Annotated in this window: 21 protein-coding genes; 18 read left to right on the forward strand and 3 right to left on the reverse strand. The window is 72.1% G+C overall.

The window, feature by feature from the left end:
• Positions 1 to 70: 70 nt before the first annotated feature.
• Together C7456_RS10295 and C7456_RS17195 are read left to right on the forward strand one after the other, a co-directional pair.
• Positions 71 to 1,969: an LTA synthase family protein gene (locus C7456_RS10295; protein WP_109723667.1), complete on the forward strand. Its 1,899-nt coding sequence runs from the start codon at positions 71 to 73 to the stop codon at positions 1,967 to 1,969.
• Between the two features lie 160 nt (positions 1,970 to 2,129).
• On the forward strand, positions 2,130 to 2,669 hold the full coding sequence (locus C7456_RS17195; RefSeq protein ID WP_170120202.1) for a hypothetical protein: 540 nt from the start codon (positions 2,130 to 2,132) through the stop codon (positions 2,667 to 2,669).
• A gap of 120 nt (positions 2,670 to 2,789) precedes the next feature.
• Here C7456_RS17195 and groL read toward each other — a convergent pair whose 3' ends face one another.
• Both groL and groES read right to left on the reverse strand, forming a co-directional pair.
• Positions 2,790 to 4,433, reverse strand: a complete 1,644-nt coding sequence (groL, locus tag C7456_RS10305; RefSeq protein ID WP_109723668.1) for a chaperonin GroEL — start codon at positions 4,431 to 4,433, stop codon at positions 2,790 to 2,792.
• A 133-nt stretch (positions 4,434 to 4,566) separates the two neighbouring features.
• Complete coding sequence (gene groES / locus C7456_RS10310; RefSeq protein WP_109723669.1) at positions 4,567 to 4,860, reverse strand: co-chaperone GroES; 294 nt, start codon at positions 4,858 to 4,860, stop codon at positions 4,567 to 4,569.
• A 233-nt stretch (positions 4,861 to 5,093) separates the two neighbouring features.
• Between groES and cutA the strand changes: the two genes are divergently transcribed.
• The 13 genes from cutA (at position 5,094) to C7456_RS10375 (ending at position 17,130) form a co-directional block, all read left to right on the forward strand.
• Positions 5,094 to 5,411 carry a divalent-cation tolerance protein CutA gene (cutA, locus tag C7456_RS10315; protein ID WP_109723670.1) on the forward strand — a complete coding sequence of 106 codons (318 nt, stop codon included), beginning with the start codon at positions 5,094 to 5,096 and terminating at the stop codon, positions 5,409 to 5,411.
• 89 nt (positions 5,412 to 5,500) lie between these two features.
• Positions 5,501 to 6,400 carry a DMT family transporter gene (locus C7456_RS10320; RefSeq protein ID WP_109723671.1) on the forward strand — a complete coding sequence of 300 codons (900 nt, stop codon included), beginning with the start codon at positions 5,501 to 5,503 and terminating at the stop codon, positions 6,398 to 6,400.
• A 90-nt stretch (positions 6,401 to 6,490) separates the two neighbouring features.
• On the forward strand, positions 6,491 to 8,677 hold the full coding sequence (locus C7456_RS10325; protein WP_109723672.1) for a protein-disulfide reductase DsbD family protein: 2,187 nt from the start codon (positions 6,491 to 6,493) through the stop codon (positions 8,675 to 8,677).
• Entirely contained in the window at positions 8,674 to 9,210 is a 537-nt protein-coding gene (locus tag C7456_RS10330) for a peroxiredoxin family protein (RefSeq protein ID WP_109723673.1), read from the forward strand. Before C7456_RS10325 ends, C7456_RS10330 begins: the two co-directional genes overlap by 4 nt.
• Before the next feature lie 150 nt (positions 9,211 to 9,360).
• Positions 9,361 to 9,810 carry a type II 3-dehydroquinate dehydratase gene (aroQ, locus tag C7456_RS10335; protein ID WP_109723674.1) on the forward strand — a complete coding sequence of 150 codons (450 nt, stop codon included), beginning with the start codon at positions 9,361 to 9,363 and terminating at the stop codon, positions 9,808 to 9,810.
• A 53-nt stretch (positions 9,811 to 9,863) separates the two neighbouring features.
• On the forward strand, positions 9,864 to 10,328 hold the full coding sequence (gene accB, locus C7456_RS10340) for an acetyl-CoA carboxylase biotin carboxyl carrier protein (RefSeq protein ID WP_109723675.1): 465 nt from the start codon (positions 9,864 to 9,866) through the stop codon (positions 10,326 to 10,328).
• 20 nt (positions 10,329 to 10,348) lie between these two features.
• Positions 10,349 to 10,729, forward strand: coding sequence for a four helix bundle protein (locus tag C7456_RS10345; protein WP_109723676.1), 381 nt, complete (start codon positions 10,349 to 10,351; stop codon positions 10,727 to 10,729).
• A 34-nt stretch (positions 10,730 to 10,763) separates the two neighbouring features.
• Entirely contained in the window at positions 10,764 to 12,146 is a 1,383-nt protein-coding gene (gene accC, locus C7456_RS10350; protein ID WP_109723677.1) for an acetyl-CoA carboxylase biotin carboxylase subunit, read from the forward strand.
• A gap of 96 nt (positions 12,147 to 12,242) precedes the next feature.
• Positions 12,243 to 13,142 (forward strand): 50S ribosomal protein L11 methyltransferase, encoded by a 900-nt coding sequence (gene prmA, locus C7456_RS10355; RefSeq protein ID WP_109723678.1) that lies wholly within the window; start codon positions 12,243 to 12,245, stop codon positions 13,140 to 13,142.
• 114 nt (positions 13,143 to 13,256) lie between these two features.
• Positions 13,257 to 14,084 (forward strand): zinc-ribbon and DUF3426 domain-containing protein, encoded by an 828-nt coding sequence (locus tag C7456_RS10360; RefSeq protein WP_109723679.1) that lies wholly within the window; start codon positions 13,257 to 13,259, stop codon positions 14,082 to 14,084.
• Positions 14,085 to 14,271: 187 nt separating this feature from the next.
• Positions 14,272 to 14,553, forward strand: coding sequence for a helix-turn-helix domain-containing protein (locus C7456_RS10365; protein ID WP_109723680.1), 282 nt, complete (start codon positions 14,272 to 14,274; stop codon positions 14,551 to 14,553).
• A gap of 105 nt (positions 14,554 to 14,658) precedes the next feature.
• A complete protein-coding gene (gene purH, locus C7456_RS10370) occupies positions 14,659 to 16,269 on the forward strand; it encodes a bifunctional phosphoribosylaminoimidazolecarboxamide formyltransferase/IMP cyclohydrolase (protein WP_109723681.1) in 1,611 nt (536 codons plus the stop codon).
• A 156-nt stretch (positions 16,270 to 16,425) separates the two neighbouring features.
• The gene (locus tag C7456_RS10375; RefSeq protein ID WP_109723682.1) at positions 16,426 to 17,130 is read left to right on the forward strand and encodes a glutathione S-transferase; all 705 of its coding nucleotides are present in this window, start codon (positions 16,426 to 16,428) and stop codon (positions 17,128 to 17,130) included.
• 331 nt (positions 17,131 to 17,461) lie between these two features.
• Here C7456_RS10375 and C7456_RS10380 read toward each other — a convergent pair whose 3' ends face one another.
• Positions 17,462 to 17,911, reverse strand: a complete 450-nt coding sequence (locus C7456_RS10380; protein ID WP_109723683.1) for a DUF2782 domain-containing protein — start codon at positions 17,909 to 17,911, stop codon at positions 17,462 to 17,464.
• A gap of 86 nt (positions 17,912 to 17,997) precedes the next feature.
• Here C7456_RS10380 and polA point away from each other — a divergent pair, with 86 nt between their 5' ends.
• From polA to C7456_RS10395, 3 genes are all read left to right on the forward strand, one after another.
• Positions 17,998 to 20,751 (forward strand): DNA polymerase I, encoded by a 2,754-nt coding sequence (polA, locus tag C7456_RS10385; RefSeq protein ID WP_109723684.1) that lies wholly within the window; start codon positions 17,998 to 18,000, stop codon positions 20,749 to 20,751.
• Between the two features lie 313 nt (positions 20,752 to 21,064).
• Positions 21,065 to 21,283, forward strand: coding sequence for a hypothetical protein (locus C7456_RS10390; RefSeq protein WP_109723685.1), 219 nt, complete (start codon positions 21,065 to 21,067; stop codon positions 21,281 to 21,283).
• Between the two features lie 73 nt (positions 21,284 to 21,356).
• On the forward strand, positions 21,357 to 23,660 hold the full coding sequence (locus C7456_RS10395) for a 3'-5' exonuclease (protein WP_109723686.1): 2,304 nt from the start codon (positions 21,357 to 21,359) through the stop codon (positions 23,658 to 23,660).
• Positions 23,661 to 24,426: the final 766 nt, after the last annotated feature.

Here is a 24,426-nt window from a genome sequence, read left to right on the forward strand (position 1 = left end):
GGGGCCCAACATCCGGTTCATTTCGGTACGGTTACAGTCAGGCTCCCGAGCCATGACAGCAGGACCTGCCATGCCGATGTTCGCCACCGCCAGCCCCTCCCGCCGCCTCCTGGGCCGCTTCGCCCTGGTGCTGCTGGCGTGCCTGGCCTACGTGCTGCTCACCGGACTGGTGGACGGCGGCGTCGGCGTGGCGCCGCAGCACCTGTTCGACCAGCCGGTGTACCTGCTCGCCAACGCCTGGCCGGGCCTGCTGCTGGCCGGCCTGCTGCTGGTGCTGACGCGGCGCCTGCTGCTGTCGTTCGGCCTGGTGTTCCTGCTGCAGGGCGTGGTGTACGGCGTCAACGCGCTGAAGGTGGGCAACCTGGGCACGCCGCTGATGCCGGCCGACTTCCACATGATCGGCCAGCTGCGCAAGGGCGGCGCGCACCTGCTGGGCGGCTACCTGCCGCACAGCCCGTGGCCGTACCTGGCGCTGCTGGCGGGCGTGGCGGTGGTGGTCGCGCTGTGGCGCTGGGAGCCGCCGCTGTTCGCCCGCCGCACCCGCGGCAAGCGCCTGCTGGCCGGCGGCGCGCTGGCGCTGACCCTGGCCAGCCTGTTCGCCGGCGTGCCGGCCTGGGCCTACCTCTACAACGGCCAGCGGCTGTGGCTGGAGCCGTGGTCGCCCAGCGTCACCGCCACCCATTCGGGGCTGGTCAGCTCGCTGATGCTCTACCACCTGCAGTACAGCCAGACCCAGCAGAAGCCCGACCCGCGCGCCGCCACCGAGCTGCTGGGCGAGGCCGGGCTGGCGCTGCGCCAGCGCCTGCGCGCCGGCACCGACACGCCGTCCGGCGAGCGGCCGGACATCGTGGTGATCCAGAGCGAGTCGTTCTTCGACCCGCGCATCATGCGCGGCTACGAGCACAGCGACTTCACCCCCAACCTGCACCGCCTGGCGCGGCACGGCGCCAGCGGCCCGCTGCACGTGCCCACCTTCGGCGGCGGCACCATCCGCACCGAGTTCGAGGTGCTCACCGGCCTGTCGCTGCGCTACTTCGACAACCTGCAGTTCCCCTACCTGCAGTTGAGCAACCGGAAGGTGGTGCCCAGCCTGGTGCGCGCGCTGCGCGCGCACGGCTACGAGACGGTGGCGATCCACGGCAACGACCCGGCGTTCTGGAACCGCACCAGCGCGTTCAAGGCGCTGGGCTTCGACCGCTTCGTCGCGCAGTCGGCCTTCCCGAAGAACGCGCCCAACGACGGCATGTACATGGCCGACAGCGCGATGACCGACGAGATCATGGCGCAGCTCAAGGACAGCGGCCCGCCGCAGTTCCTGTTCGCGATCAGCATCGAGGCGCACGGCCCCTACGACACCGTGCCGCGCGACCCGGCCGCGCGCGACGCGATCCCGGTGCCGCCCGGCATCAGCGGCAAGGACAAGCTGGAGCTGCAGAACTACCTCTACCACATCGGCCACGCCGACGCGGAGCTGGGCCGGCTGGCCGCGCTGCTCGCCCAGCGCGACCGCCCGACCCTGCTGCTGTTCTACGGCGACCACCTGCCCGCACTGACCAACAGCTTCAACACCACCGGCTTCGTCGACGGCCGCGACATGCTGAGCCAGGCCGGCACCTGGCTGCTGGTCGACCCGCGCAGCATCGGCCCGTCCGAGCGCGAGAGCCTGGCCTCGTGGATGCTGCCGGGCAAGCTGCTCGACGCCGCCGGGATCCGCGACGAGCCCTACTTCGCGCTGACCCAGGTGCTGGCCCCGCTGCTGGCGCCGCTGACCCGCGCGCCGGGCGCGCCGCCCGAGGCGGACGACGCCGCCGACCAGCACACCGACCGCGCCATGGCCAGCGTCGCCCAGCTGCGCCTGAAGGGCAAGCTGGACCGGCTGCTGCCGCCGCAGCTGGTCGCCGCCAGCCACGAAGCGGTGCCGCCGCGGCCGCAGCCGGAACAGGACGACGTGCAGGGCGCCTCGCAATAGTTCCGGGCCGACCCGGGCGGCATGCGCCCGCCGCGGGCGGGCATTCAGGCATCTGTCCGCCCGCTTAAGGCCGCCGCCGCGTGTTCAGGAAGCAGTGCACGGGGCGCACCTAACGTCCTCCGCGCAGCCGCCCTTCGCGGCTTCCCAAAGGAGGTTCGTCATGCGCAAGACCTTGTCCGCCCTCTCCATCGCCGGCGTGCTGGCCGCCTTCGCCGCCGCCCCGGCCATCGCGCAGGTCCGCCTCGGCGCCACCGGCCAGGTCGGGGCCGGGGTCAGCGCCGGCGGCGTGGTGCACGACACCATGCGCACCGGCAGCCAGCTCGGCACCCAGGTCGGCCAGACCGCGGGCGACGTCGGCCATCACGTCCGCCACGCCGGCCGCACGACCGCCGGCCATGCCCGCAGCGCCGCGCGGAGCGGCGCCAGCGCCGACGTGGACGCGAGCGCGAACGGCCAGGCCGGCACGCGGACCGGCGCCAGCGCCGGCGTCCAGGCCGGCGCCGACGTCGATGCCGGCGCCGCCGCCAGCCAGGCGGCCGGCGCCGGCCGCGACCTCGGGAACGAGGCGCGCGGCACCGTGCGCGACACGGCCCGGGACGTCGGCCGCGCGGCCGGCACGGTCGGCGGCGCCGCCCAGGGCTCGGCCGGGGCGAGTGTGAGCGCCGGCGCCAGCGCCGCGGCCGACGCCCACGGCCACTGAACGCGCGGGCCGGAGGTTCCGGGACCCGATCCCGGAACCCGCCCGGCCCGGACGCGGCAAAGAAAAAGCCCCGCCATGCGGCGGGGCTTTTTTTCATGCCGAGCGAACGGCGCGGGGGACTTAGAAGTCCATGCCGCCCATGCCACCCATGCCGCCGGCACCGGCGCCATGGTTGTGCTCTTCCTTCTTCGGCAGCTCGGCCACCATCGCCTCGGTGGTGATCGCCAGGCCGGCGACCGAGGAGGCGTACTGCAGCGCCGAACGGGTGACCTTGGTCGGGTCCAGGATGCCGAACTCGATCATGTCGCCGAACTCGCCGGTGGCGGCGTTGTAGCCGAAGTTGCCCTTGCCCTCCTTGACCTGGTTGACGATCACGCTCGGCTCGGCGCCGGCGTTGGCCACGATCTCGCGCAGCGGGGCCTCCAGCGCGCGGCGGGTGATGGCGATGCCGAGGTTCTGGTCCTCGTTGTCGCCCTTCAGGCTCTCGATCGCCTTCTGCGCGCGGATCAGCGCGACGCCGCCGCCCGGCACCACGCCCTCCTCGACCGCCGCGCGGGTGGCGTGCAGGGCGTCCTCGACGCGCGCCTTCTTCTCCTTCATCTCGACCTCGGTGGCCGCGCCGACCTTGATCACCGCCACGCCGCCGGCCAGCTTGGCCACGCGCTCCTGCAGCTTCTCGCGGTCGTAGTCGGAGGTGGTCTCCTCGATCTGCTTCTTGATCTGCGCGATGCGCGACTGGATCTTCTCCGCCTCGCCGGCGCCGTCGATGATGGTGGTGTTCTCCTTGGTGACCACGACCTTCTTGGCGCGGCCCAGATCCTGGATGGTGGCCTTCTCCAGCTGCAGGCCCACTTCCTCGGAGATCACCTGGCCGTTGGTGAGGATCGCCATGTCCTCCAGCATCGCCTTGCGGCGGTCGCCGAAGCCCGGCGCCTTCACGGCGGCGACCTTGACGATGCCGCGGATGGTGTTGACCACCAGGGTGGCCAGCGCCTCGCCCTCGACTTCCTCGGCGACGATCAGCAGCGGCTTGCCGGCCTTGGCCACGCCCTCGAGGATCGGCAGCAGCTCGCGCACGTTGGAGATCTTCTTGTCGTGCAGCAGGATGAACGGGTCCTCCAGCTCGACCTGCTGGCTCTGCTGGTTGTTGATGAAGTACGGCGACAGGTAGCCGCGGTCGAACTGCATGCCCTCGACCACGTCCAGCTCGTTCTCCAGGCCCGAGCCCTCCTCGACGGTGATCACGCCTTCCTTGCCGACCTTCTTCATCGCGGTGGCGATGATGTCGCCGATGGCGCTGTCGGAGTTGGCGGAGATGGTGCCGACCTGGGCGATCGCCTTGTCGTCGGCGGTGGGCTTGGAGAGCTTCTTCAGCTCCTCGACGGCGGCGGTCACCGCCTTGTCGATGCCGCGCTTCAGGTCCATCGGGTTGATGCCGGCGGCGACGGCCTTCAGGCCCTCGCGGATGAACGCCTGCGCCAGCACGGTGGCGGTGGTGGTGCCGTCGCCGGCGTTGTCGGAGGTCTTGGAGGCGGCCTCCTTGACGATCTGCGCGCCCATGTTCTCGTAGGCGTCGGCCAGCTCGATCTCCTTGGCCACGGACACGCCGTCCTTGGTGATCGTCGGGGCGCCGAAGCTCTTCTGGAGCACGACGTTGCGGCCCTTCGGGCCCAGCGTGACCTTGACCGCGTTGGCCAGGGTGTTCACGCCCTTGAGGATGCGCGCGCGGGCGTCTTCGCCGAAGCGGACTTCTTTAGCAGCCATGGTTCAGTAACCTCGTAAAAGCAAATGGGAATGGGGAACGGGAAACGGGGAACGCGGCGGGTACGGAGTCGTGGGGTGCGCGCTGCGAGCGCGGCACGTTCCCCGTTCTCCGTTCCCTGTTCCCCGCCTCAGATCAGCCTTCGATCACCGCGACGATGTCGTCTTCCTTCAGGAAGACCAGCTCCTCGCCGTCGATCTTGATCTCCTGGCCGGCGTACTTGCCGAACAGCACCGTCTCGCCTTCCTTCACCGACATCGGGCGGACCTTGCCGTCCTCCAGGATGCGGCCGGCGCCAGCGGCGATCACCTTGCCGCGGGTCGGCTTCTCGGTGGCGCTGTCGGGGATGACGATGCCGCCAGCGGAGACGCGCTCTTCTTCGAGGCGCTTGACGATGACGCGATCGTGCAGCGGACGCAGTTTGCTCATGGAATGGCTCCAGCTATGGCTGAGGTTGGACAAAAGAGAATCGACCGGGAGGCGCCTTGTTAGCACTCATGGTCGGTGAGTGCCAATTCTAGCGACGTGGAATTCCCCCGCAAGAGGCCCCTGCCGGCGACCCGCACCGCAATGGGGGAGGCCGCGGCGGCTTTCAAGGGGGCGTCGGCTCCGGCCGCGCCGGACCGCTACGATCACCTTCCCGCCACCACCCGCCCGCCGCCATGCCCGATCCCGTCCTGCTCTGTTACTGCACCTGCCCCGACGCCGCCAGCGCCCAGGCGCTGGCCGACGCGCTGGTCGGCGAGGGCCTGGCCGCCTGCGTGAACCGGCTGCCCGGCGTGCGCTCCACCTACCGCTGGCGCGGCGAGGTGAACACGGACAGCGAGGAGCTCCTGCTGATCAAGACCACCGCGGGCCGCTTCGCGGCGCTGGAGGCGCGGCTGCTGGAGCTGCATCCCTACGAGCTGCCCGAGCTGATCGCCGTGCCGGTGGAGCGCGGCCACGCGGCCTACCTGGACTGGGTGCGCGGCGGCGACTGAGCGCCGCCTCCGCACCGGCGAACACTGCTGACAGGTTCTGTCAGTGCCCGGACGTAGCCTGCCGGAGTTCCCTCCACACGGGCCGGGCCATGAGGAAATCCGACATCGCGGTGCTGCTCGCGCTGGGCGCGCTGTGGGGCGCCTCGTTCCTGTTCATGCGCATGGGCGCCGGCGCGTTCGGCGGCATGGCGCTGGCCGGGTTGCGCGCGATCGGCGCGGCACTCTGCTCGATCCCGCTGCTCGCCTCGCGGCGGCGGCTGGCGCAGCTGCGCGCGCACTGGCGCCCGCTCGCCGTGGTGGGCCTGGCCAACTCGGCGCTGCCGTTCGTGCTGTTCTCCTATGCGGCGCAAAGCCTGCCGGCCGGGGTATCGGCCATCTCCGACGCCATCGCGCCGCTGCTGGTGGCGGCCTCCGGCTGGCTGTGGCTGGGCGAGAGGCTGGACGCCGCGCGCATCGTCGGCCTGGTCGTCGGCCTGGCCGGCGTGGTGTGGCTGGTCGCCGGCACGCTGGGCCTCGGCCACGCCGGGCCGGCGTCCGGCTGGGCGATGGCGGCCTGCGGCGGCGCCAACGTCTGCTACGCCTTCGGCGCGCACTACAGCCAGCGGCGCCTGCGCGACGTGGCGCCGCTCGTCGTGGCGACCGGCAGCCAGCTCGCCGCCGCCACAATGCTGCTGCCGCTGACCGTGTGGCGGTGGCCGGCGCGCACGCCCGCGCTGCCCGCGTGGCTGGCCGCCTTCGGCCTGGCCGCGGCGTGCACCACGCTGGCCTACGTGCTGTTCTACCGGCTGCTGGCGCGCGTCGGCGCCACGCGCAGCATGGCGGTGCTCTACCTGATCCCGGTGTTCGGCGTGCTGTGGGGCCTGGTGTTCCTGCACGAGCCGGTGACGCTGGCGATGGCCGGCGGCTGCGCGGTGATCCTGCTCGGCGTGGCGCTGACCACCGGGCTGCTGCATCCGCGCCTTCCCGTCGCCGCGGCTGAGGAAGCCTGAGCGGCGGCGTGCCGGCGCCGCGCGGCGGGCTGCGACATAATCGGGCCTTGCCCCGCGCCGCGGCGCGGGCTTCCCCACGCTGGAGTCGCAATGCATCCGTTCCGTTCCGCCCACGCGGGCGCCTGGCTGTCGATCCTGCTCGCCGCGCTGCTGGCGCTGCCCGCGGCGGCGCGGCCGCAGGACCCGGAGGACGGCCTGCTGCCGGTCACCGAGGCCTACAGGCTCGGCGCCGACGCCGCCACGCCCGGCGTGCTGAAGCTGCACTGGACCATCGCGCCGGACTACTACCTCTACCGCGGCCGCATGGAGTTCAAGCCCGGCCCGGGCGTGACGCTGGGCGCGCCGTCCTTTCCCGATGGCGAGAAGCATCACGACGAGTACCTCGGCGACGTGGAGATCTACCACCACGGCATCGACGCCAGCGTGCCGTACACGCTGGCCCCGGGCACCACGCGGCTGACGCTGGGCGTGCAGTTCCAGGGCTGCCACGAGGTCGACCCGAAGATCTGCTATCCGCCGCACACCGAACAGCTCGACCTGCCCGTGCCGGCGGCCGGCGCGGCGACTTCCGCGGCCGCACCCGCCGGCGGCGACCCGCTCGGCCGGGCGCTCGGCACGCTGGGCGCGGACAAGGCTTCCGCCGGCGGCGCGGCGCTGCCCGCCGAGCAGGCCTTCCGCCTGGAGGCGCTGGCGCAGGACCCGCACCACTTGCTGCTGCGCTGGACCATGCCGCCCGGCTACTACCTCTACCGCGACCAGACCGCGCTGCGCGCGCCGGACGCCCCCGGCCTCGCGCTGCGCCCGGCCTGGCCGGCCGGCGGCGTGCCGAAGGACGACCCGCACTTCGGCAAGGTCACCGTGTATTTCGGCCAGCTCGAGCTGCCGGTGGCGGTCGAGGGCGACCTCGGCGGCCGCGGCCGGCTGCGGGTCGAGGCCAGCTTCCAGGGCTGCCAGGACGGCGGACTGTGCTATCCGCTGATGACCCGCGCGCTGGACGTCGACCTCGGCGCCGGCGCGGCGGCCGGCGGCACGCCGGTCGAGACCGCGCCGGAGACGCGGCCCGCCGGCGCGCCGGCGGAGGAAAGCGGCCTGGCGCTCGCGCTGCTGCTCGCCCTCGCCGGCGGCCTGGTGCTGAACCTGATGCCGTGCGTGCTGCCGGTGCTCTCGCTCAAGGCGGTGGGGCTGCTGGAGAGCGGCGAGAACCCCGCGCGGCTGCGCCGCCACGCGCTGCTCTACACCGCCGGCGTGCTGGCGAGCTTCGTCGCGCTGGGCCTGGCGGTGACCGGCCTGAAGGCGGCCTGGGGCGTGCAGCTGCAGCAGCCGCTGGTGGTGGCGGCGCTGGCGCTGGTGATGCTGGCGGTGGGCCTGTCGATGTCCGGCGTGGTGCAGTTCGGCGCCTCGCTGGGCAACGCCGGCGCCGCGCTGGCCAACCGCGCGGGCCCGGCCGGCGACTTCTTCACCGGCGTGCTGGCGGTGGTGGTGGCCAGCCCGTGCACCGCGCCGTTCATGGGCACCGCGCTGGCCTACGCCTTCGCCGCGCCGCGGCTGCACGCGCTGGCGGTGTTCCTGGCGCTGGGGCTGGGGCTGGCGCTGCCGTTCCTGGCGGTGGGCTTCGTGCCCGCGCTGGCGCGCCTGCTGCCGCGGCCGGGCCGCTGGATGGAGACGCTCAAGCAGGTGCTGGCCTTCCCGATGTACCTGTCCGCCGCCTGGCTGGCCTGGGTGCTGGCCAACCAGCGCGGCGCCGACGCGGTGGGCCTGCTGCTGGCCGCCGCGGTGCTGCTGGCGATGACGCTGTGGTGGTTCGAGCGCAGCCGCGGCCGCGGCGCCGGCGCGCGCGCGTTGCTGCTGCCGCTGGCGCTGCTCACCGCGCTGCCGCTGTACTGGCTGGCCGGCCTGCCGCGGCCGGTGGCCGCCGCGGCCGCGCAGTCCGGCATCGTCGCCTACTCGCCTGCAAGGCTGGCCGAGCTGCGCAAGGCCGGCACGCCGGTGTTCGTGGACATGACCGCCGACTGGTGCGTCACCTGCAAGGCCAACGAGCATACCGTGCTCGACACCGCGGCCTTCCGCGCCCTGCTGGCGCGCACCGGCACGGTCTACATGCAGGGCGACTGGACCGACGAGGACCCGGCGATCACCGCCTTCCTGCAGGCCTACCGCTCGCCCGGCGTGCCGCTGTACGTGGTGTTCCCCGCCGGCGGCGGCGCGGGCCGCAAACTGCCCACCGTGCTGACGCCCGCGCTGGTCGAGCGCGCGCTGACCGAGGCCGCGCGCCGATGATGACGCGCGCCAGCTGGCTGATCCTGGCGCTGGCCGTGCTGGCGGCCGCCGCCGGCGGCTGGCTGCAGCGCCGCTCGGCGCAGCTGCACGGCGACGGCGCGGCGCTGCTCGGCCAGCCGGCGCCAGAGCTGACCCTGCCGGACCTGGACGGCAGGCCGCATCGCCTGGCCGACTACCGCGGCCGGCGGGTGCTGCTCAACCTGTGGGCGAGCTGGTGCGCGCCGTGCCTGAAGGAAATGCCCGCGCTGGCCGCCGCCCAGGCCAAGTTCGGCGATCGTGGAGCCATCGTGCTCGGCATCGGGATGGACGAGCCGGCGCGCGCGCGCGCCTTCCTGGCCGCGCACCCGGTGGGCTACCCGATCCTGCTCGGCCGGCTGGAACCGCCCGACACCGCCACCGCCCTCGGCGACGCCGACGGCGTGCTGCCCTACAGCGTGCTGCTCGACGCCGACGGCCGTGTGCGGGCCGCGCGGCGCGGCACGCTCGACGCGGCCACGCTGGAGCGCTGGCTCGCTCCCGAGCCCAAGCCCTGAGCGGCTTCGCGCCCACATACGCTTCCGCACGGTTTAACGCGCGCTTCTCCTTCAAACATCGCCGAACTGCGCCGAACTGGACAACTTTGCTGACCACGCGCACACTTCGCCGGTCCCGGGGCCTGCCCGGATGCGCTGGAAACCGGACACGTGGCGAAGATCCTGGTCCTGCACGGACCCAATCTCAACCTGCTGGGCACCCGCGAACCGGAGATCTACGGCCGCGACACGCTGGCCGACATCGACGCGCGCCTGGCCGCGCGCGCGGCCGAGGCCGGGCACGCGCTGGAGAGCTTCCAGAGCAACGCCGAGCACGCCCTGGTCGAGCGCGTGCACCGGGCGCGCGAGGAAGGGGTGGCGCTGATCCTGATCAACCCCGGCGCCTTCACCCACACCAGCATCGCCCTGCGCGACGCGCTGGCCGCGGTGGCGATCCCGTTCGTGGAGGTGCACCTGTCCAACGTGCATGCGCGCGAGCCGTTCCGGCGGCACTCCTACCTGTCCGACCTCGCCGTCGGCGTGATCTGCGGCTTCGGCGGCGACAGCTACGCGCTGGCGCTGGAGGCGGCGCTGCGCCGGCTGGCGCGGTCCGCGAACTGACCCCTTTCCCTTTCCTGCCGCCGCGGCGGCATCCAAGACAGAGGCCTTGTCCCATGGATCTGCGCAAGATCAAGAAACTGATCGACCTCCTGGAGGAATCCAACCTCGCCGAGCTGGAAATCAAGGAGGGCGAGGAAGTCGTGCGCCTGTCGCGCGTGCCCAAGGGCGGCGTGACCGTGGCCAGCGCGCCGGTGCAGGCCGCCGCGGCCCCGGCCGCCGCCCCCGCCGCCACGCCCTCCGCGGCTCCCGCGGAAGCCGCCCCGGCCGCCGACGCGCTGCCCGCCGGCCACGTGGTAAAGGCGCCGATGGTCGGCACCTTCTACGCCTCGGCCAGTCCCGGCGCGCCCGCCTTCGTGAAAGTCGGCCAGCAGGTCAAGCAGGGCGAGACGCTGGGCATCATCGAGGCGATGAAGATGTTCAACCAGATCGAGGCCGACGTGGCCGGCACGGTGCAGGCCATCCTGGTCGAGAACGGCCAGCCGGTGGAGTTCGACCAGCCGATGTTCGTGATCGCCTGAAAGACGGGGAACAGGGAATCGTGAACAGGGAACCGGCAAAGCGGCCGCATCAGGACCTCTCGGTCTGGCAGCGTGCGATGTCGCCGGTCGAGCAGGTCTACGCCTGCTCGTCGACGTTTCCCGAGAGCGAGCGGTTCGGCCTGACGGCGCAGATGCGACGCGCGGCAGTCAGCATTTCCTCGAACATCGCCGAGGGCGCCGCTCGCCGCTCGACTCCCGAATACCTGCGCTTTCTCTCGATCGCCCGCGGTTCGCTCTCGGAACTGGACACGCAGTTGCAGATCGCAGTCCGGCCTGGCTATGGAAAGGTTCCGTCCGACATGGCCTCGTGCATCGACGACGTGTTCGCGGTACCCACCGGCCGGGTGAACGCCCTCCGGACGCGCGAGGCGCCGCGATGACCCACCGATTCCCTATTCCCGATTCCCTATTCCCATGCCCCTACTAGAGAAAGTCGTCATTGCCAACCGCGGCGAGATCGCGCTGCGCGTGCTGCGCGCGTGCCACAGCCTCGGCATCAAGACGGTCGCGGTGCACTCCACCGCGGACCGCAACCTCAAGCACGTCGGCCTCGCCGACGAGGCCATCTGCATCGGCCCGGCGCCGTCGGCCGACAGCTACCTCAACATCCCGCGCATCATCGCCGCGGCGGAGATCACCGACGCCCAGGCGATCCACCCCGGCTACGGCTTCCTCTCCGAGCGCGCCGACTTCGCCGAGCAGGTGGAGCAGTCCGGCTTCGTCTTCATCGGCCCCACCGCGGACGTGATCCGCCTGATGGGTGACAAGGTGGAGGCGATCCGCGCCATGAAGGCCGCCGGCGTGCCCTGCGTGCCCGGCTCCGGCGGCCCGCTCGGCGACGACGCGGACGAGAACATGCGCATCGCGCGCGAGATCGGCTACCCGGTGATCATCAAGGCGGCCGGCGGCGGCGGCGGCCGCGGCATGCGCGTGGTGCGCACCGAGGCGCACCTGGCCAACGCCGTCACCATGACCAAGCAGGAGGCCAAGGCGGCCTTCGGCAACGACCAGGTATACATGGAGAAGTTCCTGGAGAACCCGCGCCACGTGGAGATCCAGGTGCTGGCCGACGGCCAGGGCAACGCCATCCACCTGGGCGAGCGCGACTGCTCGATGCAGCGCCGCCACCAGAAGGTGGTGGAGGAGGCGCCCGCGCCCGGTATCACCCCGGAGCTGCGTGCGCAGATCGGCCAGGTCTGCGTGGACGCCTGCCTGCGCATCGGCTACCGCGGCGCCGGCACCTTCGAGTTCCTGTTCGAGAACGGCCGCTTCTACTTCATCGAGATGAACACCCGCATCCAGGTGGAGCACCCGGTGACCGAGCTGATCACCGGCGTCGACCTGGTGCGCGAGCAGCTGCTGATCGCCGGCGGCGAGAAGCTGTCGATCCGCCAGGAGGACATCAAGATCACCGGCCACGCGATCGAGTGCCGCATCAACGCCGAGGACCCGGACAGCTTCCTGCCCTCGCCCGGCACGGTGAAGCGCTTCGAGGCGCCCGGCGGCCCCGGCGTGCGCGTGGACACGCACCTGTACGACGGCTACCGCATCCCGCCCAACTACGACTCGATGATCGGCAAGCTGATCGTGCACGGCCCCGACCGCGAGACCGCGATCGCGCGCATGCGCCTGGCGCTGGCCGAGACGGTGATCGAGGGCGTCAAGTGCAACATCCCGCTGCAGCAGCGGATCATGGCGGACGTGGGCTTCCAGCAGGGCGGGCAGAACATCCACTATCTGGAGAAGCGGATGGCGGAGCAGCGGGAGCACAAGGCAAGCGGGAGTGAAGAGAAGTGAGTGGAGAGGAGTGCGTAGCGAGAGAAAGCGCGCACTCCCCTCCGCCCGCCAAGCCTCCGCTTTTTTCACTACCCACTACTCGCTCCTCGCTTTCCCATGCCTTTCCTCGAACTCACCCTCACCCTCCGCGCCGAGCAGCAGCCGCGCGTGGAGGAGGCGCTGGAGGATCTCGGCGCGCTGTCGGTCACGCTGCGCGATGCCGATGCGGAGACGCCCGACGAGCGGGCGATCTTCGAGCCCGGCGTGGGCGAGCAGCCGCTGTGGCCCACGCTGGTGCTCGACGCGCTGTTCGACGCCGGCACCGACCGCCGCGGCCTCGCCGAGGCGCTGGGCGAGCTGCTGCCCTGGCTGGAGCCGGACCAGCTCGCCTTCCGCGAGGTGGCCGACGAGGACTGGGAGCGCGCCTGGATGGACCAGTTCCGGCCGATGCCGTTCGGCCGCCGGCTGTGGATCTACCCGTGGAACGTCGAGCCGCCGGCGGACGGGGACATGGTGGTGGTGCGCCTCGATCCCGGCCTGGCCTTCGGCAGCGGCACGCACCCGACCACCGCGCTGTGCCTGGAATGGCTCGACTCGCTCGACCTCGCCGGCCGGACGGTGACCGACTACGGCTGCGGCTCGGGCATCCTCGCCATCGCCGCGCTGAAGCTGGGCGCGGCCGGCGCGACGGGCGTCGACAACGATCCGCAGGCGCTGCTCGCCTCGGCCGACAACGCCGCGCGCAACGGCGTGGCCGGGCGCCTGGCGCTGTTCCTGCCGGAGGATTTCCCCGGCGCACCGGCCGACGTGTTCGTCGCCAACATCCTCGCCGGCCCGCTGGGCGAGCTCGCCCCGCGTTTCGCGGCCGCCGCGAAGCCCGGCGCGCCGTTCGCCATCTCCGGCATCCTGGACGGCCAGCAGGAGGAACTGCTGGCGCGCTACGCCGAATGGTTCGACGCGCTGCGCGTGGACCGCCGCGAGGACTGGGTCCGCATCAGCGGCCGGCGCCGCGGCTGAGGACGCGCCGCCAGTTCTCGCCGCGAAACGGTTGCTCCATGTAGCCGGCGCACCGCGCGGGAGCAGGCTCCGGCCACAAAATCGCCCCGTGGGCTCCTGCTAAGCTTGCGGCGCATGTACGCCCAATGCCCCGAATGCCTCACCGTGTTCTCGCTGGACGCGGCCGTGCTCGCGCAGGCGCGCGGCGAGGTCGTGTGCGGGCATTGCGCGGCGCCGTTCGACGCCCTGGCCTGCCTGGCCGCGCAGCTGCCGCCCGAGCCGTTCCAGCGCCTGGCGGCGCACGCGCCGTCGGGCCAGCCGCCGCGGCTGGAGCTGGCGGTGTACCGCCCCCGCGCCGAGCCCGCGGCGGCGGAACCGGCGGCCGCGCCGGAGGCCGCCGGCGCGGAGGACTTCTCGCAGCTGGTGTTCACCCCGCGCTTCGCGCGCGGCGCGCGCAAGCCGCGGCGCGAGCGCCCCGCGCGGCGGCGCAGCGGCGAGCGGCGCTGGCCGTGGGTGGCCGTCTGCGCGCTGTTCGCGCTGCTGCTCGGCGCACAGCTGGCGTGGGCCAAGCGCGACGTGCTGATCGCCGACCCGACCGTGGGCGGCTGGCTGCGCCGCGGCTGCGCCAGCCTCGGCTGCACGCTGCCGCTGGTGCAGGACGTGCACCGGCTGCGCCTGCTCGCGCGCGACGTGCAGGCACATCCCAGCGTGCCCGGCGCGCTGATGGTCAGCGCCACCATCCACAACGACGCGCCGTTCGCGCAGCCCTACCCGATCGTCACCCTGGTGCTCACCGACGCCGGCGGCCGCCGCGTGGCGATGCGCCGGCTGCGCCCGGCCGAATACCTCGGCGACGAGGCGGTGCTGCGCGCCGGCCTGCCGCCGGGCGGCAACGCCGCGCTGCTGTTCGAGGTGGTGGACCCCGGCGTCAAGGCGGTCGCCTTCGAGCTCGGCTTCGAGTGAGCGCGGCGGCGGCGTGCCAAGCATCGTTCGCGCCAGCACCAGGGCTTAAATTTCTCCGTTCGCGCGGGTACACTCGGTCCCTTCGCGCGGGCCGCCCGGTCCGCGACGCGCGCCGCCCGCGGCGGCATTGCCATAAACCCGAGCAGCGGCCGATGCAGTCGCTGCGACGCTTCGTGAGGGAACGCCAGTGAACGCCGTCAGATTGCCTGTCAACGAGGCCACCCGCGAGACCTCGTCGCAGAGCGCGCTGGGCGAGTGCGTCACGCGGACCGTGCGCCGCTATCTCGCCGACATCGGCGATACCGTGTGCGACGAGGGCCTGCACGCGCTGGTGATCCGCGAGGTGGAAGTGCCGCTGCTGCGCGAGGTGATGGCCTTCCACGACGGCAACCAGAGCCGCGCCGCCGCGGCGCTGGGCATCAACCGCGCCACGCTGCGCAAGAAGCTCTCGCAGTACGGCCTGCTCTGAGCGCGCCGCCCGCCTCGGGCGGATAGACGTCCAAACGGCCCGGCCGGCGGCGACCCGCGCCGCCGCTCGGCTATAATGCGCGGCTCTCCCCCGCAGGACACCGCCATGCCCGCCCCCGCCGTCGTTCCCGTCCGCCGCGCCCTGCTCAGCGTCTCCGACAAGACCGGGCTGGTCGAGCTGGGCCGCCGCCTGGCCGCCGCAGGGGTGGAGCTGCTCTCCACCGGCGGCACCGCCAGGGCGCTGCGCGAGGCCGGCATCGCCGCGAGGGACGTGAGCGAGCTGACCGGCTTTCCCGAGATCATGGACGGCCGCGTCAAGACGCTGCACCCGAAGGTGCACGGCGGCCTGCTCGGACGGCGCGGCGCCGACGACGCGGTGATGGCCGGGCTCGGCATCGCGCCGATCGACCTCCTGGTGCTCAACCTCTACCCGTTCGAGGCCACCGTCGCCCGGCCGGACTGCACGCTGGAGCAGGCCATCGAGAACATCGACATCGGCGGCCCGGCGATGCTGCGCTCGGCGGCGAAGAACTGGAACGACGTCGGCGTGCTCACCGATCCCTCGCAGTACGCGGAGGCGCTGGCCGAGATCGAGCGGCACGGCGGCCTGTCGCGCGCCACGCGCTTCAGGCTGGCGGTGGCCGCGTTCAACAACGTCGCCAATTACGACGGCGCGATCAGCGACTACCTCTCCGCGCTGAAGCTCGACGAGGCGCACGAGGCCATCGCCGGCCACGAAGCCTTCCCGGGCCAGGCCAACGGCCGCTTCGTGAAGGTGATGGACCTGCGCTACGGCGAGAACCCGCACCAGCAAGCGGCGTTCTACCGCGACCTGCATCCGGCGCCGGGCACGCTGGCCACGTTCCGCCAGCTGCAGGGCAAGGAGCTGTCGTTCAACAACATCGCCGACGCCGACGCGGCGTGGGAATGCGTGCGCAGCTTCGTCAAGCCGGCCTGCGTGATCGTCAAGCACGCCAACCCCTGCGGCGTGGCGGTGAGCCCGGAGGGCATCGGCAAGGCCTACGACCTCGCGTACCAGACCGACCCCACCTCGGCCTTCGGCGGCATCATCGCCTTCAACCGCGAGGTGGACGGCGCCACCGCACAGGCCATCGTCGCGCGCCAGTTCGTCGAGGTGGTGCTGGCGCCGTCCTACGCCGACGACGCGCTCAAGGCGTTCGCCAAGAAGGGCAACGTGCGCGTGCTGGAGATCCCGGTGCCGCCCGGCACCGACCTGGTCGCCGCGCATCCGGGCAACAACGTCAAGCGCGTGGGCTCGGGCCTGCTGATCCAGACCGCCGACACCGGCATGGTCAGGGCCGAGGACCTCAAGGTGGTGACCAGGGTGGCGCCCACGCCGCAGCAGGTCGACGACCTGATCTTCGCCTGGAAGGTGGCCAAGTTCGTCAAGTCCAACGCCATCGTGTACGCGAAGGACCGCCAGACCATCGGCATCGGTGCCGGCCAGATGAGCCGCGTGTACAGCGCGAAGATCGCCGGCATCAAGGCCGCCGACGAAGGGCTGGAGGTGCGCGGCTCGGTGATGGCGAGCGACGCCTTCTTCCCGTTCCGCGACGGCATCGACGCGGCGGCGGCGGCCGGCATCAGCGCGGTGATCCAGCCGGGCGGCTCGATGCGCGACGCCGAGGTGATCGCCGCGGCCGACGAGCACGGCATGGCGATGGTGTTCACAGGGATGCGGCATTTCCGGCATTGAGGGGCGAGCGGGAGTGGAGAGGAGCGAGAGAAAGGCCGGGAAACGGTTTTCCCTCACGCCTCACTCCTAATCTCTCGCTTCCGGCCCTTTCTCCGCTCACGCCGCCTTGAAGCCGTCGGCCCCAGACTCGCGCGGACTTCCCGCCGGAGAACCGCCATGCGCTACGCGCTCTACTACTGGACCGGCATCCAGGGTCGCGGCGAGTTCGTGCGGCTGGCGCTGGAGGATGCCGGCGCGGACTACGTGGACGTCTGCCGCGAACGCGGCGACGGCGCGATGGGCGCGTTCCTCGACGGCCGCGCGCCCGGCGCCACGCCGTTCGCGCCGCCGTTCCTGAAGGCCGGCCGGCTGGTGCTGGCGCAGACCGCGGCGATCCTGCAGTACCTCGCGCCGCGGCTGGACCTGGTGCCGGATGCGGAAACGGCGCGCTGGAAGGCGCACCAGCTGCAGCTCACCGTCGCCGACCTGGTGGCCGAGGCGCACGACACCCATCACCCGATCGCCGCCGGCCTCTACTACGAGGAGCAGCGCGCGGCCGCGCGCGAGCTCGCCGCCGCCTTCCGCCGCGAGCGGCTGCCGAAGTACCTGGGCTATTTCGAGCGCGTGCTGGAGGACGCCGGCGGCGCGCACGCGCTGGGCCGGCACTCCTACGTCGACCTGTCGCTGTTCCAGCTGATGGCCGGCCTCGACTACGCCTTCCCCGCCGCGATGCGGCGGCTGCGCCGGCGCACGCCGCGGCTGCGCGCGCTGGCGCAGCGGGTGGCGCAGCGCCCGCGCCTCGCCGCCTACCTCGCCTCGCCGCGGCGGCTGCCGTTCAACGAGTCGGGCATCTTCCGCCACTACCCGGAGCTGGACGGCTGAGCGCCTGTTCATGGCCCCGTCGGGAGCCGTCTGCGCACAGGCCAAGAAAGAGCGAAGGAATGGGCGTCGGTCCATGATGGCAGCGACATGGCGGGAGTAAGGCATCGCGGCCGGAGGCCGTTCCCACAAGGCTTGCGGAGCCCCCTGTGGGAGCGGCCTCCGGCCGCGATCAACCCGGCGCGAGACCGCCAACGGCCTCGATGCCAGACCCGTCGAGACCATGCTCCCGCACCGGGTGGCCAGGCACGGCCTTGCCTGGCCGGAGCAGCGCGGGAAGCACGGGAAGCACGGCGGGCGCCACACCTCCACACCCGCCCGCGCCCGGTTCGCCTCAGTCGCCGCTGGAGGAGGCTTCCGCCGGCCGGCTCTTGCCCCACTCCATGACCTTGTACATCACCGGGCCGACCGGCTTCTTGCCGTGCTCGTCGACCATCCGGCCCTGCGGATCGACCATGTAGGTCTGCGGCACGCCGCCCTTGGGCGTGATCACCACCATGTAGACCTGGCCGTTGCGGCGGTATTCCTGGATGGTGTCGTCGCCCTCCCTGCGCACGCGCACGTCCGGCAGCGGCTCGGCGGGCGCGGCGGCGGCGGGCGCGTCGCTGCGCATGCTCGGCAGCGCGGGCATGGCGGCGGCGCGCGCGGTGGCGGCCGGCGCCGGCTTCACGCCGGGATCGTGCAGGCCCGGCGGCGGCAGGCCCGAGCCGGGCGGCGGCGCGGACTGCGCGAACGCCGCGGACGCGAGCAGCAGGCCGGCAACGGAAAAGGCGACGTTTTTCATCGGGGCAGCCTCCGTGGGGAGGCTGCAGCATAGCAGCGCGGCGCAGCGGCGGACCGGCGGCGACCGCGCGTGCGAGAATCCGCCGCATGGCCAAGCTCATCCTGATCGACGGGTCCTCGTACCTGTACCGCGCCTTCCACGCGCTGCCGCCGCTCTCCAACGCGCAGGGCGAGCCCACCGGGGCGCTGTTCGGCGTGGTCAACATGCTGCGCGCCACGCTGAAGGCCAACCCCGACTACCTGGCCTTCGTCGCCGACGCCCCCGGCCCCAACTTCCGCAACGAGCTGTACGCGCAGTACAAGGCCAACCGCCCGCCGATGCCGGAGGAACTGCGCGCGCAGGTCGAGCCGATGCTGGCCATCGTCGAGGCGCAGGGCTTCCCGATCCTGCGCATTCCCGGCGTGGAGGCCGACGACGTGATCGGCACCCTGGCCGAGCAGGCGCACGCGCAGGGCATCGAGGTGGAGATCTCCACCGGCGACAAGGACCTCGCCCAGCTGGTGCGCCCCGGCGTCACCCTGGTCAACACCATGACCAACGCCGTCACCGACGTCGCCGGCGTGCAGGAGAAGTTCGGCGTGCCGCCCGCGCGCATCGTGGACTTCCTCGCGCTCACCGGCGACAGCATCGACAACGTGCCGGGCGTGACCAAGTGCGGCCCCAAGACCGCGGCGAAGTGGCTGGCCGAGTACGGCTCGCTGGACGGCGTGATCGCCAACGCCGACAAGGTCGGCGGCAAGATCGGCGAGTACCTGCGCGAGGCGCTGCCGCGACTGCCGCTGTCGCGCATGCTGGTGACGGTGAAGACCGACGTGCCGCTGGAGCTGCCGGTCACCGCGCTGGTGCGGCGCGAGCGCGACGTCGCCACGCTGCGCGCGCTGTACACCCGCTACGAATTCAAGGCGGCGCTGAAGGAGCTGGACGCCGGCGACGCCACCGCGGCCGCCGCGCCGGCCGACACCGCCACGCCCGCCGCCGTCCCGCCGGCCGCCGAGGCGGCGGCCGCGCCGCCGTCCGGCGAGGCCGCGAACGCGCCGGGCCACTACGAGCTGGTCACCACCCAGGCGCAGCTCGACGCCTGGCTCGCGCGCCTGCGCGAGGCCGCGCTGATCGCCTTCGACACCGAGACCACCAGCCTGGACGCGATGCAGGCCGACATCGTGGGGCTCTCCTTCGCGGTGGAGCCGGGCCGGGCCTGCTACATCCCGGTGGCGCACGACTACCCCGGCGCGCCCGCGCAGCTGCCGCGCGACGCCGTGCTGGCCGCGCTCAGGCCGGTGATGGAGGATCCCGCGCGGCCCAAGCTCGGCCAGCACGCCAAGTACGACATCAACATCCTGTCGCACTACGGCATCGCGGTGCAGGGCCTGGCGCACGACTCGATGCTGGAGTCCTACGTGTGGAACGCCACCGCCACGCGGCACGACATGGACTCGCTGGCAAGGAAGTACCTGGGCTACGACACGGTCAAGTACGAGGAGGTCGCCGGCAAGGGCGCCAGGCAGATCTCCTTCTCGCAGGTGGACCTGGACAGCGCCTGCCGCTACGCCGCCGAGGACGCCGACGTCACCCTGCGCCTGCACCGCGCGCTGTGGCCGAGGCTGGAGGGCGAGCCGAAGCTGCGCAGGGTGTACGAGGAGATCGAGATCCCGCTGGTGCCGGTGCTGGCCGGCATGGAGCGGCGCGGCGTGCTGATCGACGTGCCGGCGCTGCGGCAGCAGAGCCAGGAACTGGCCAAGCGCATGTTCGAGCTGCAGCAGGAGGCCTACCGCACCGCCGGCCGCGAGTTCAGCCTGGACTCGCCCAAGCAGCTGCAGGCGCTGCTGTTCGACGAGCTCGGCCTCACCGCCAAGCTCAAGACCCCCACCGGCCAGCCCTCCACCAACGAGGAGGCGCTGGAGGCGATCGCCGACGAGCACGCGCTGCCGCGGCTGATCCTGGACTACCGCGCGCTGGCCAAGCTGCGCTCCACCTACACCGACAAGCTGCCGGCGATGGTCAACCCGCGCACCGGCCGCGTGCACACCAGCTACCACCAGGGCGCGGTGGCGACCGGGCGCATCTCCTCCTCCGACCCCAACCTGCAGAACATCCCCGTGCGCACCGAGGAGGGCCGGCGCATCCGCCAGGCCTTCATCGCGCCGGAAGGCTGGGTGGTGATGGCGGCGGACTACTCGCAGATCGAGCTGCGCATCATGGCCCACCTGTCCGGCGACGAGGGCCTGCTCAAGGCCTTCCACGAGGGCGGCGACGTGCACCGCGCCACCGCCGCCGAGGTGTTCGGCCTGAAGCCGGAGGAGGTGACGCCCAACCAGCGGCGCGCCGCCAAGGCGATCAACTTCGGCCTGATGTACGGCATGAGCGCGTTCGGCCTGGCCCGCCAGCTCGGCGTGGAGCGCAGCGAGGCCGGCGAGTACATGGCGCGCTACTTCGCCCGCTATCCCGGCGTGCACGCCTTCATGGAGGCCACCCGCGAGCGCGCGCACCGCGACGGCTACGTGGAGACCCTGTTCGGCCGCCGGCTGTACCTGGAGAACCTCCGGTCGCGCAACCAGGCGCTGCGCGCCGGCGCCGAGCGCGCCGCGGTGAACGCGCCGATGCAGGGCAGCGCGGCCGACATCATCAAGCGCGCGATGATCGCCGTGGCCGGCTGGCTGGAAGGCCGCGACGACGCCCACATGCTGATGCAGGTGCACGACGAGCTGGTGTTCGAGGTGCGCGCCGACGCGGTGGACGCGGTGCGCGCGGCGGTGGTCGGGCGCATGTCCGGCGCGGCCTCGCTCGCCGTGCCGCTGCTGGTGGAAGCCGGCGTGGGCGCGAACTGGGACGAGGCGCACTGAGCCCCGCTCGCCCGCGCATCCGCGCGCAGCGGCGCATTTGTTGGATTTCCGTCAAATGAATTGCGGCTAAATCCCGCCGCCGGCGGATGCAACTTTCCGCCGCCCCGTGCGTTCTCACTCACCGGATGCACGCAACGGCATCCGCTCGGGGTTCGCCACCTCCCTGACGAACCCGTACCGGAACGCCGGCCTCTCCCCTGGGCCGCGCTTCCACCCGGCCCCGAAGGCGCCCCCTAGCCTCCGGGGCCTTTTTCTTGCCCCATGCACGCCGCTCTCGCCTATGATCGGCGGACATCCCGGACGGAGGCTGTGTATGCGCGCAGGACTCATCGTGGTCGGCATCATCCTGCTGGTGGCGGGCATCTGGATCACGCTCGGCAACGGCAGCTACAAGGAGACCGACACCAAGGCCCAGCTGGGCCCGGTCAAGATCCAGGCCACCGAGGAAAAGGCCATCCCGCAGTGGATCGGCATCGCCGGCATCGTGGTCGGCGGCCTGCTGGCGATCGGCGGCTTCGTCAGGAAGAACTGACCTTCCTTCCCCCGCACGCCACGAACCGCCGCCTCCGCGCGGCGGTTTTTTCTTTGCCGGCTACAATGGCCGGATGGATGTCTCGCATTTGCTCGACGGGCTGAACGACGCGCAGCGCGAAGCGGTGTGCGCCCCGCCCGGCCACTACCTCGTGCTCGCCGGCGCCGGCTCCGGCAAGACCCGCGTGCTGACCCACCGCATCGGCTGGCTGACCCAGGCGATGGGCGTGCCGCCGTGGGCGATCCTCGCCGTCACCTTCACCAACAAGGCCGCCGGCGAGATGCGCGGGCGGCTGGAATCGCTGATCCCCGGCGGCACCCAGGGCCTCACCGTGGGCACCTTCCACGGCATCGCCCACCGCCTGCTGCGCCGGCACTGGCGCGAGGCCGGGCTGCCGGAGGGCTTCCAGATCCTCGACGCCGACGACCAGCAGCGGCTGGTCAAGCGCGTGGTGGCCGGGCTCGGGCTGGACGAGGCGAAGTTCCCGCCGCGCCAGGCCGCCTGGCAGATCAACCAGTGGAAGGACGAGGGCAAGCGCCCGGACGGGATCGAGCCCGGCGACCATCCGGTCGCGCGCACGCTGGTGCAGATCTACCGGGCCTACGAGGAAGCCTGCCGCCGCGCGGGCCTGGTCGACTTCGCCGAGCTGCTGCTGCGCGCGCACGAGCTGTGGCTGCAGCATCCGGCCCTGCTGGAGCACTACCAGCACCGCTGGCGGCACCTGCTGATCGACGAGTTCCAGGACACCAACGCGCTGCAGTACGCCTGGATCCGCGTGCTCGCCGGCCACACCGGGCAGGTGTTCGCGGTGGGCGACGACGACCAGTCGATCTACGGCTGGCGCGGCGCGAAGGTCGAGAACATGCAGCAGTTCCTCAAGGACTTCCCCGGCGCGCGCACGATCAAGCTGGAGCAGAACTACCGCTCCACCGCCACCATCCTCAAGGCCGCCAACCGGGTGATCGCGCGCAACGGCGGTCGCCTGGGCAAGGAGCTGTGGACCGCCGGCGCGGACGGCGAGCGCATCGCGCTGTACGCCGCCTACAACGAGCAGGACGAGGCGCGCTACGTGGTCGAGCGCATCCGCGAGCACATCGCCGCCGGCGGCAACGCGCGCGACTGCGCCATCCTGTACCGCTCCAACGCGCAGTCGCGCAACTTCGAGGAGCAGCTGGTCCAGCACGGCATCCCCTACCGCGTCTACGGCGGCCTGCGCTTCTTCGAGCGCGCCGAGATCAAGGACGCGCTGGCCTACCTGCGCCTGACCGCCAACCGGCACGACGATGCCGCCTTCGAGCGCGCGGTGAACACGCCGCCGCGCGGCATCGGCGAGCGCACGCTGGACGCGCTGCGCCGGCGCGCGCGCAGCGATGGCGGCTCGCTGTGGGAGGCGGCGCTGGGCGAGCTGGCGGACGGCCGCGAGCTGGCCGGCCGCGCGAGGAACGCGGTGAAGGCGTTCCTCGAATTCATCGAGGGCATGGCGCGCACCTTCAATCCCGCGGCCTTTGCTCCCTCTCCCCTGCGGGGAGAAGGCCGGGGCGAGGGGCCGGACTTGCCGGAAGCCTCCGCTCCGACCGAACCCTCCTCCCCACCCCCTCTCCGGGGGGGAGAGGGGAGTGGCGGCCTGTCGCTCGCCGAGCAGGTCGAGCACGCCATCGTGCACAGCGGCCTGCGCGAGTTCTACGAGAAGGACAGCCGCGGCAACGCCGAGTCGCGCACCGAGAACCTGGACGAGCTGGTCAACGTCGCCAGCCGCTTCGAGCCGACGCCCGAGGACGTCGAGGCCGGCCTCTCCGAGCTGGCCGCCTTCCTCGCGCACGCCGCGCTGGAGGCCGGCGAGGGCCAGGGCGAGGCCTGGGACGACTGCGTGCAGCTGATGACGCTGCATTCGGCCAAGGGCCTGGAGTTCCCGCTGGTGTTCCTGGTCGGGCTGGAGGAAGGCCTGTTCCCCAGCCAGCGCTCGGTGGAGGACGAGGGACGCCTGGAGGAGGAGCGCCGGCTCGCCTACGTGGGCATCACCCGCGCGCGCGAACGCCTGGTGCTCACCTACGCCGAGTCGCGCCGCATGCACGGCAGCGAGCTGCTCACCCGGCCCTCGCGCTTCATCGCCGAGCTGCCGCCGGAGCTGGTGGACGAGGTGCGCCCGCGCGTGCAGGTGAGCCGACCGTTCTATGCCGGCCGCTTCGCCGCGCCGATGCCCGCCCTGCAGGAGGGGCTGCCGGTGAAGCTGGGACAGCGCGTCAGCCATCCGAGCTTCGGCGAGGGCGTGGTGATCGCCGCCGAGGGCAGCGGCGCGCATACGCGGTTGCAGGTGAATTTCGAGAACGATGGCAGCAAGTGGCTGGTGGCGGCTTACGCCAATCTGACGCCGCTGTAGGCGCGTTCGCCTCGACCTGGAGTTGCGCCGTGGGCGCGGCGCGTGTGGCGTCTGGCTGTCGCCGGCCTGCGGAAGGGGCGATGACCGGAACGGGGGCGGAAAGTCGGAGGCTCGAAGGCTCGCCGGAACGGGTGGTCTCCGGACGCTTCGGAACCGCGCCTCTTGTCGGAGACCGCTCCCTCTAGGCGCCCGTCGGTGGAGTGCTCCGCGAATGGGGCTGGCTTGAACCGGATTTCTAGACGCCTGCCGGTGGGGCTTGCCGCAACTGGGTCGCCTGCGGCGGGTTTCGGTCGCCTGCCGGCGACCGAGCTACTTTTCTTTGCTGGCCCAAAGAAAAGTAGCCCAAAGAAACGGCCTCGATGAGCCCGCCGGGACTACCAGCCCGCTATGTCGAGGAAGCTGGATCAACGGGACGCCTTCCGATCTACCGTGCGGCCACTCCGCCCCGCTCGGGAACCGGGGCACAGGGTGTCGCACCACGTGCGGTCGGGTTGTGGGTGGGTGCGTGCGGCAGCTCGATGTCCCTGAGTGCACCGCTCCGCTTCTCTTGCTTCGGTTCCCGAGCGGTCGCGGGGTCGCCGCGCCGGCTCCTCTGGAAGCCGCAAGCTGGCAAGGCAAGGCGCAGCCGTGCACGCTCTTCCCTTTCATCGGGATGAACCAGGCCGTTTCTTTCGGTTCCCTTTCTTTGGGTCAGCAAAGCAAGGGAACTCGCTGGCCGGCAGGCCAGCGAAACCCGCCGTAGGCGTCCCACTCGCGGAAGCGTCTG

The organism is Fulvimonas soli, from assembly GCF_003148905.1.
GTDB lineage: Bacteria > Pseudomonadota > Gammaproteobacteria > Xanthomonadales > Rhodanobacteraceae > Fulvimonas > Fulvimonas soli.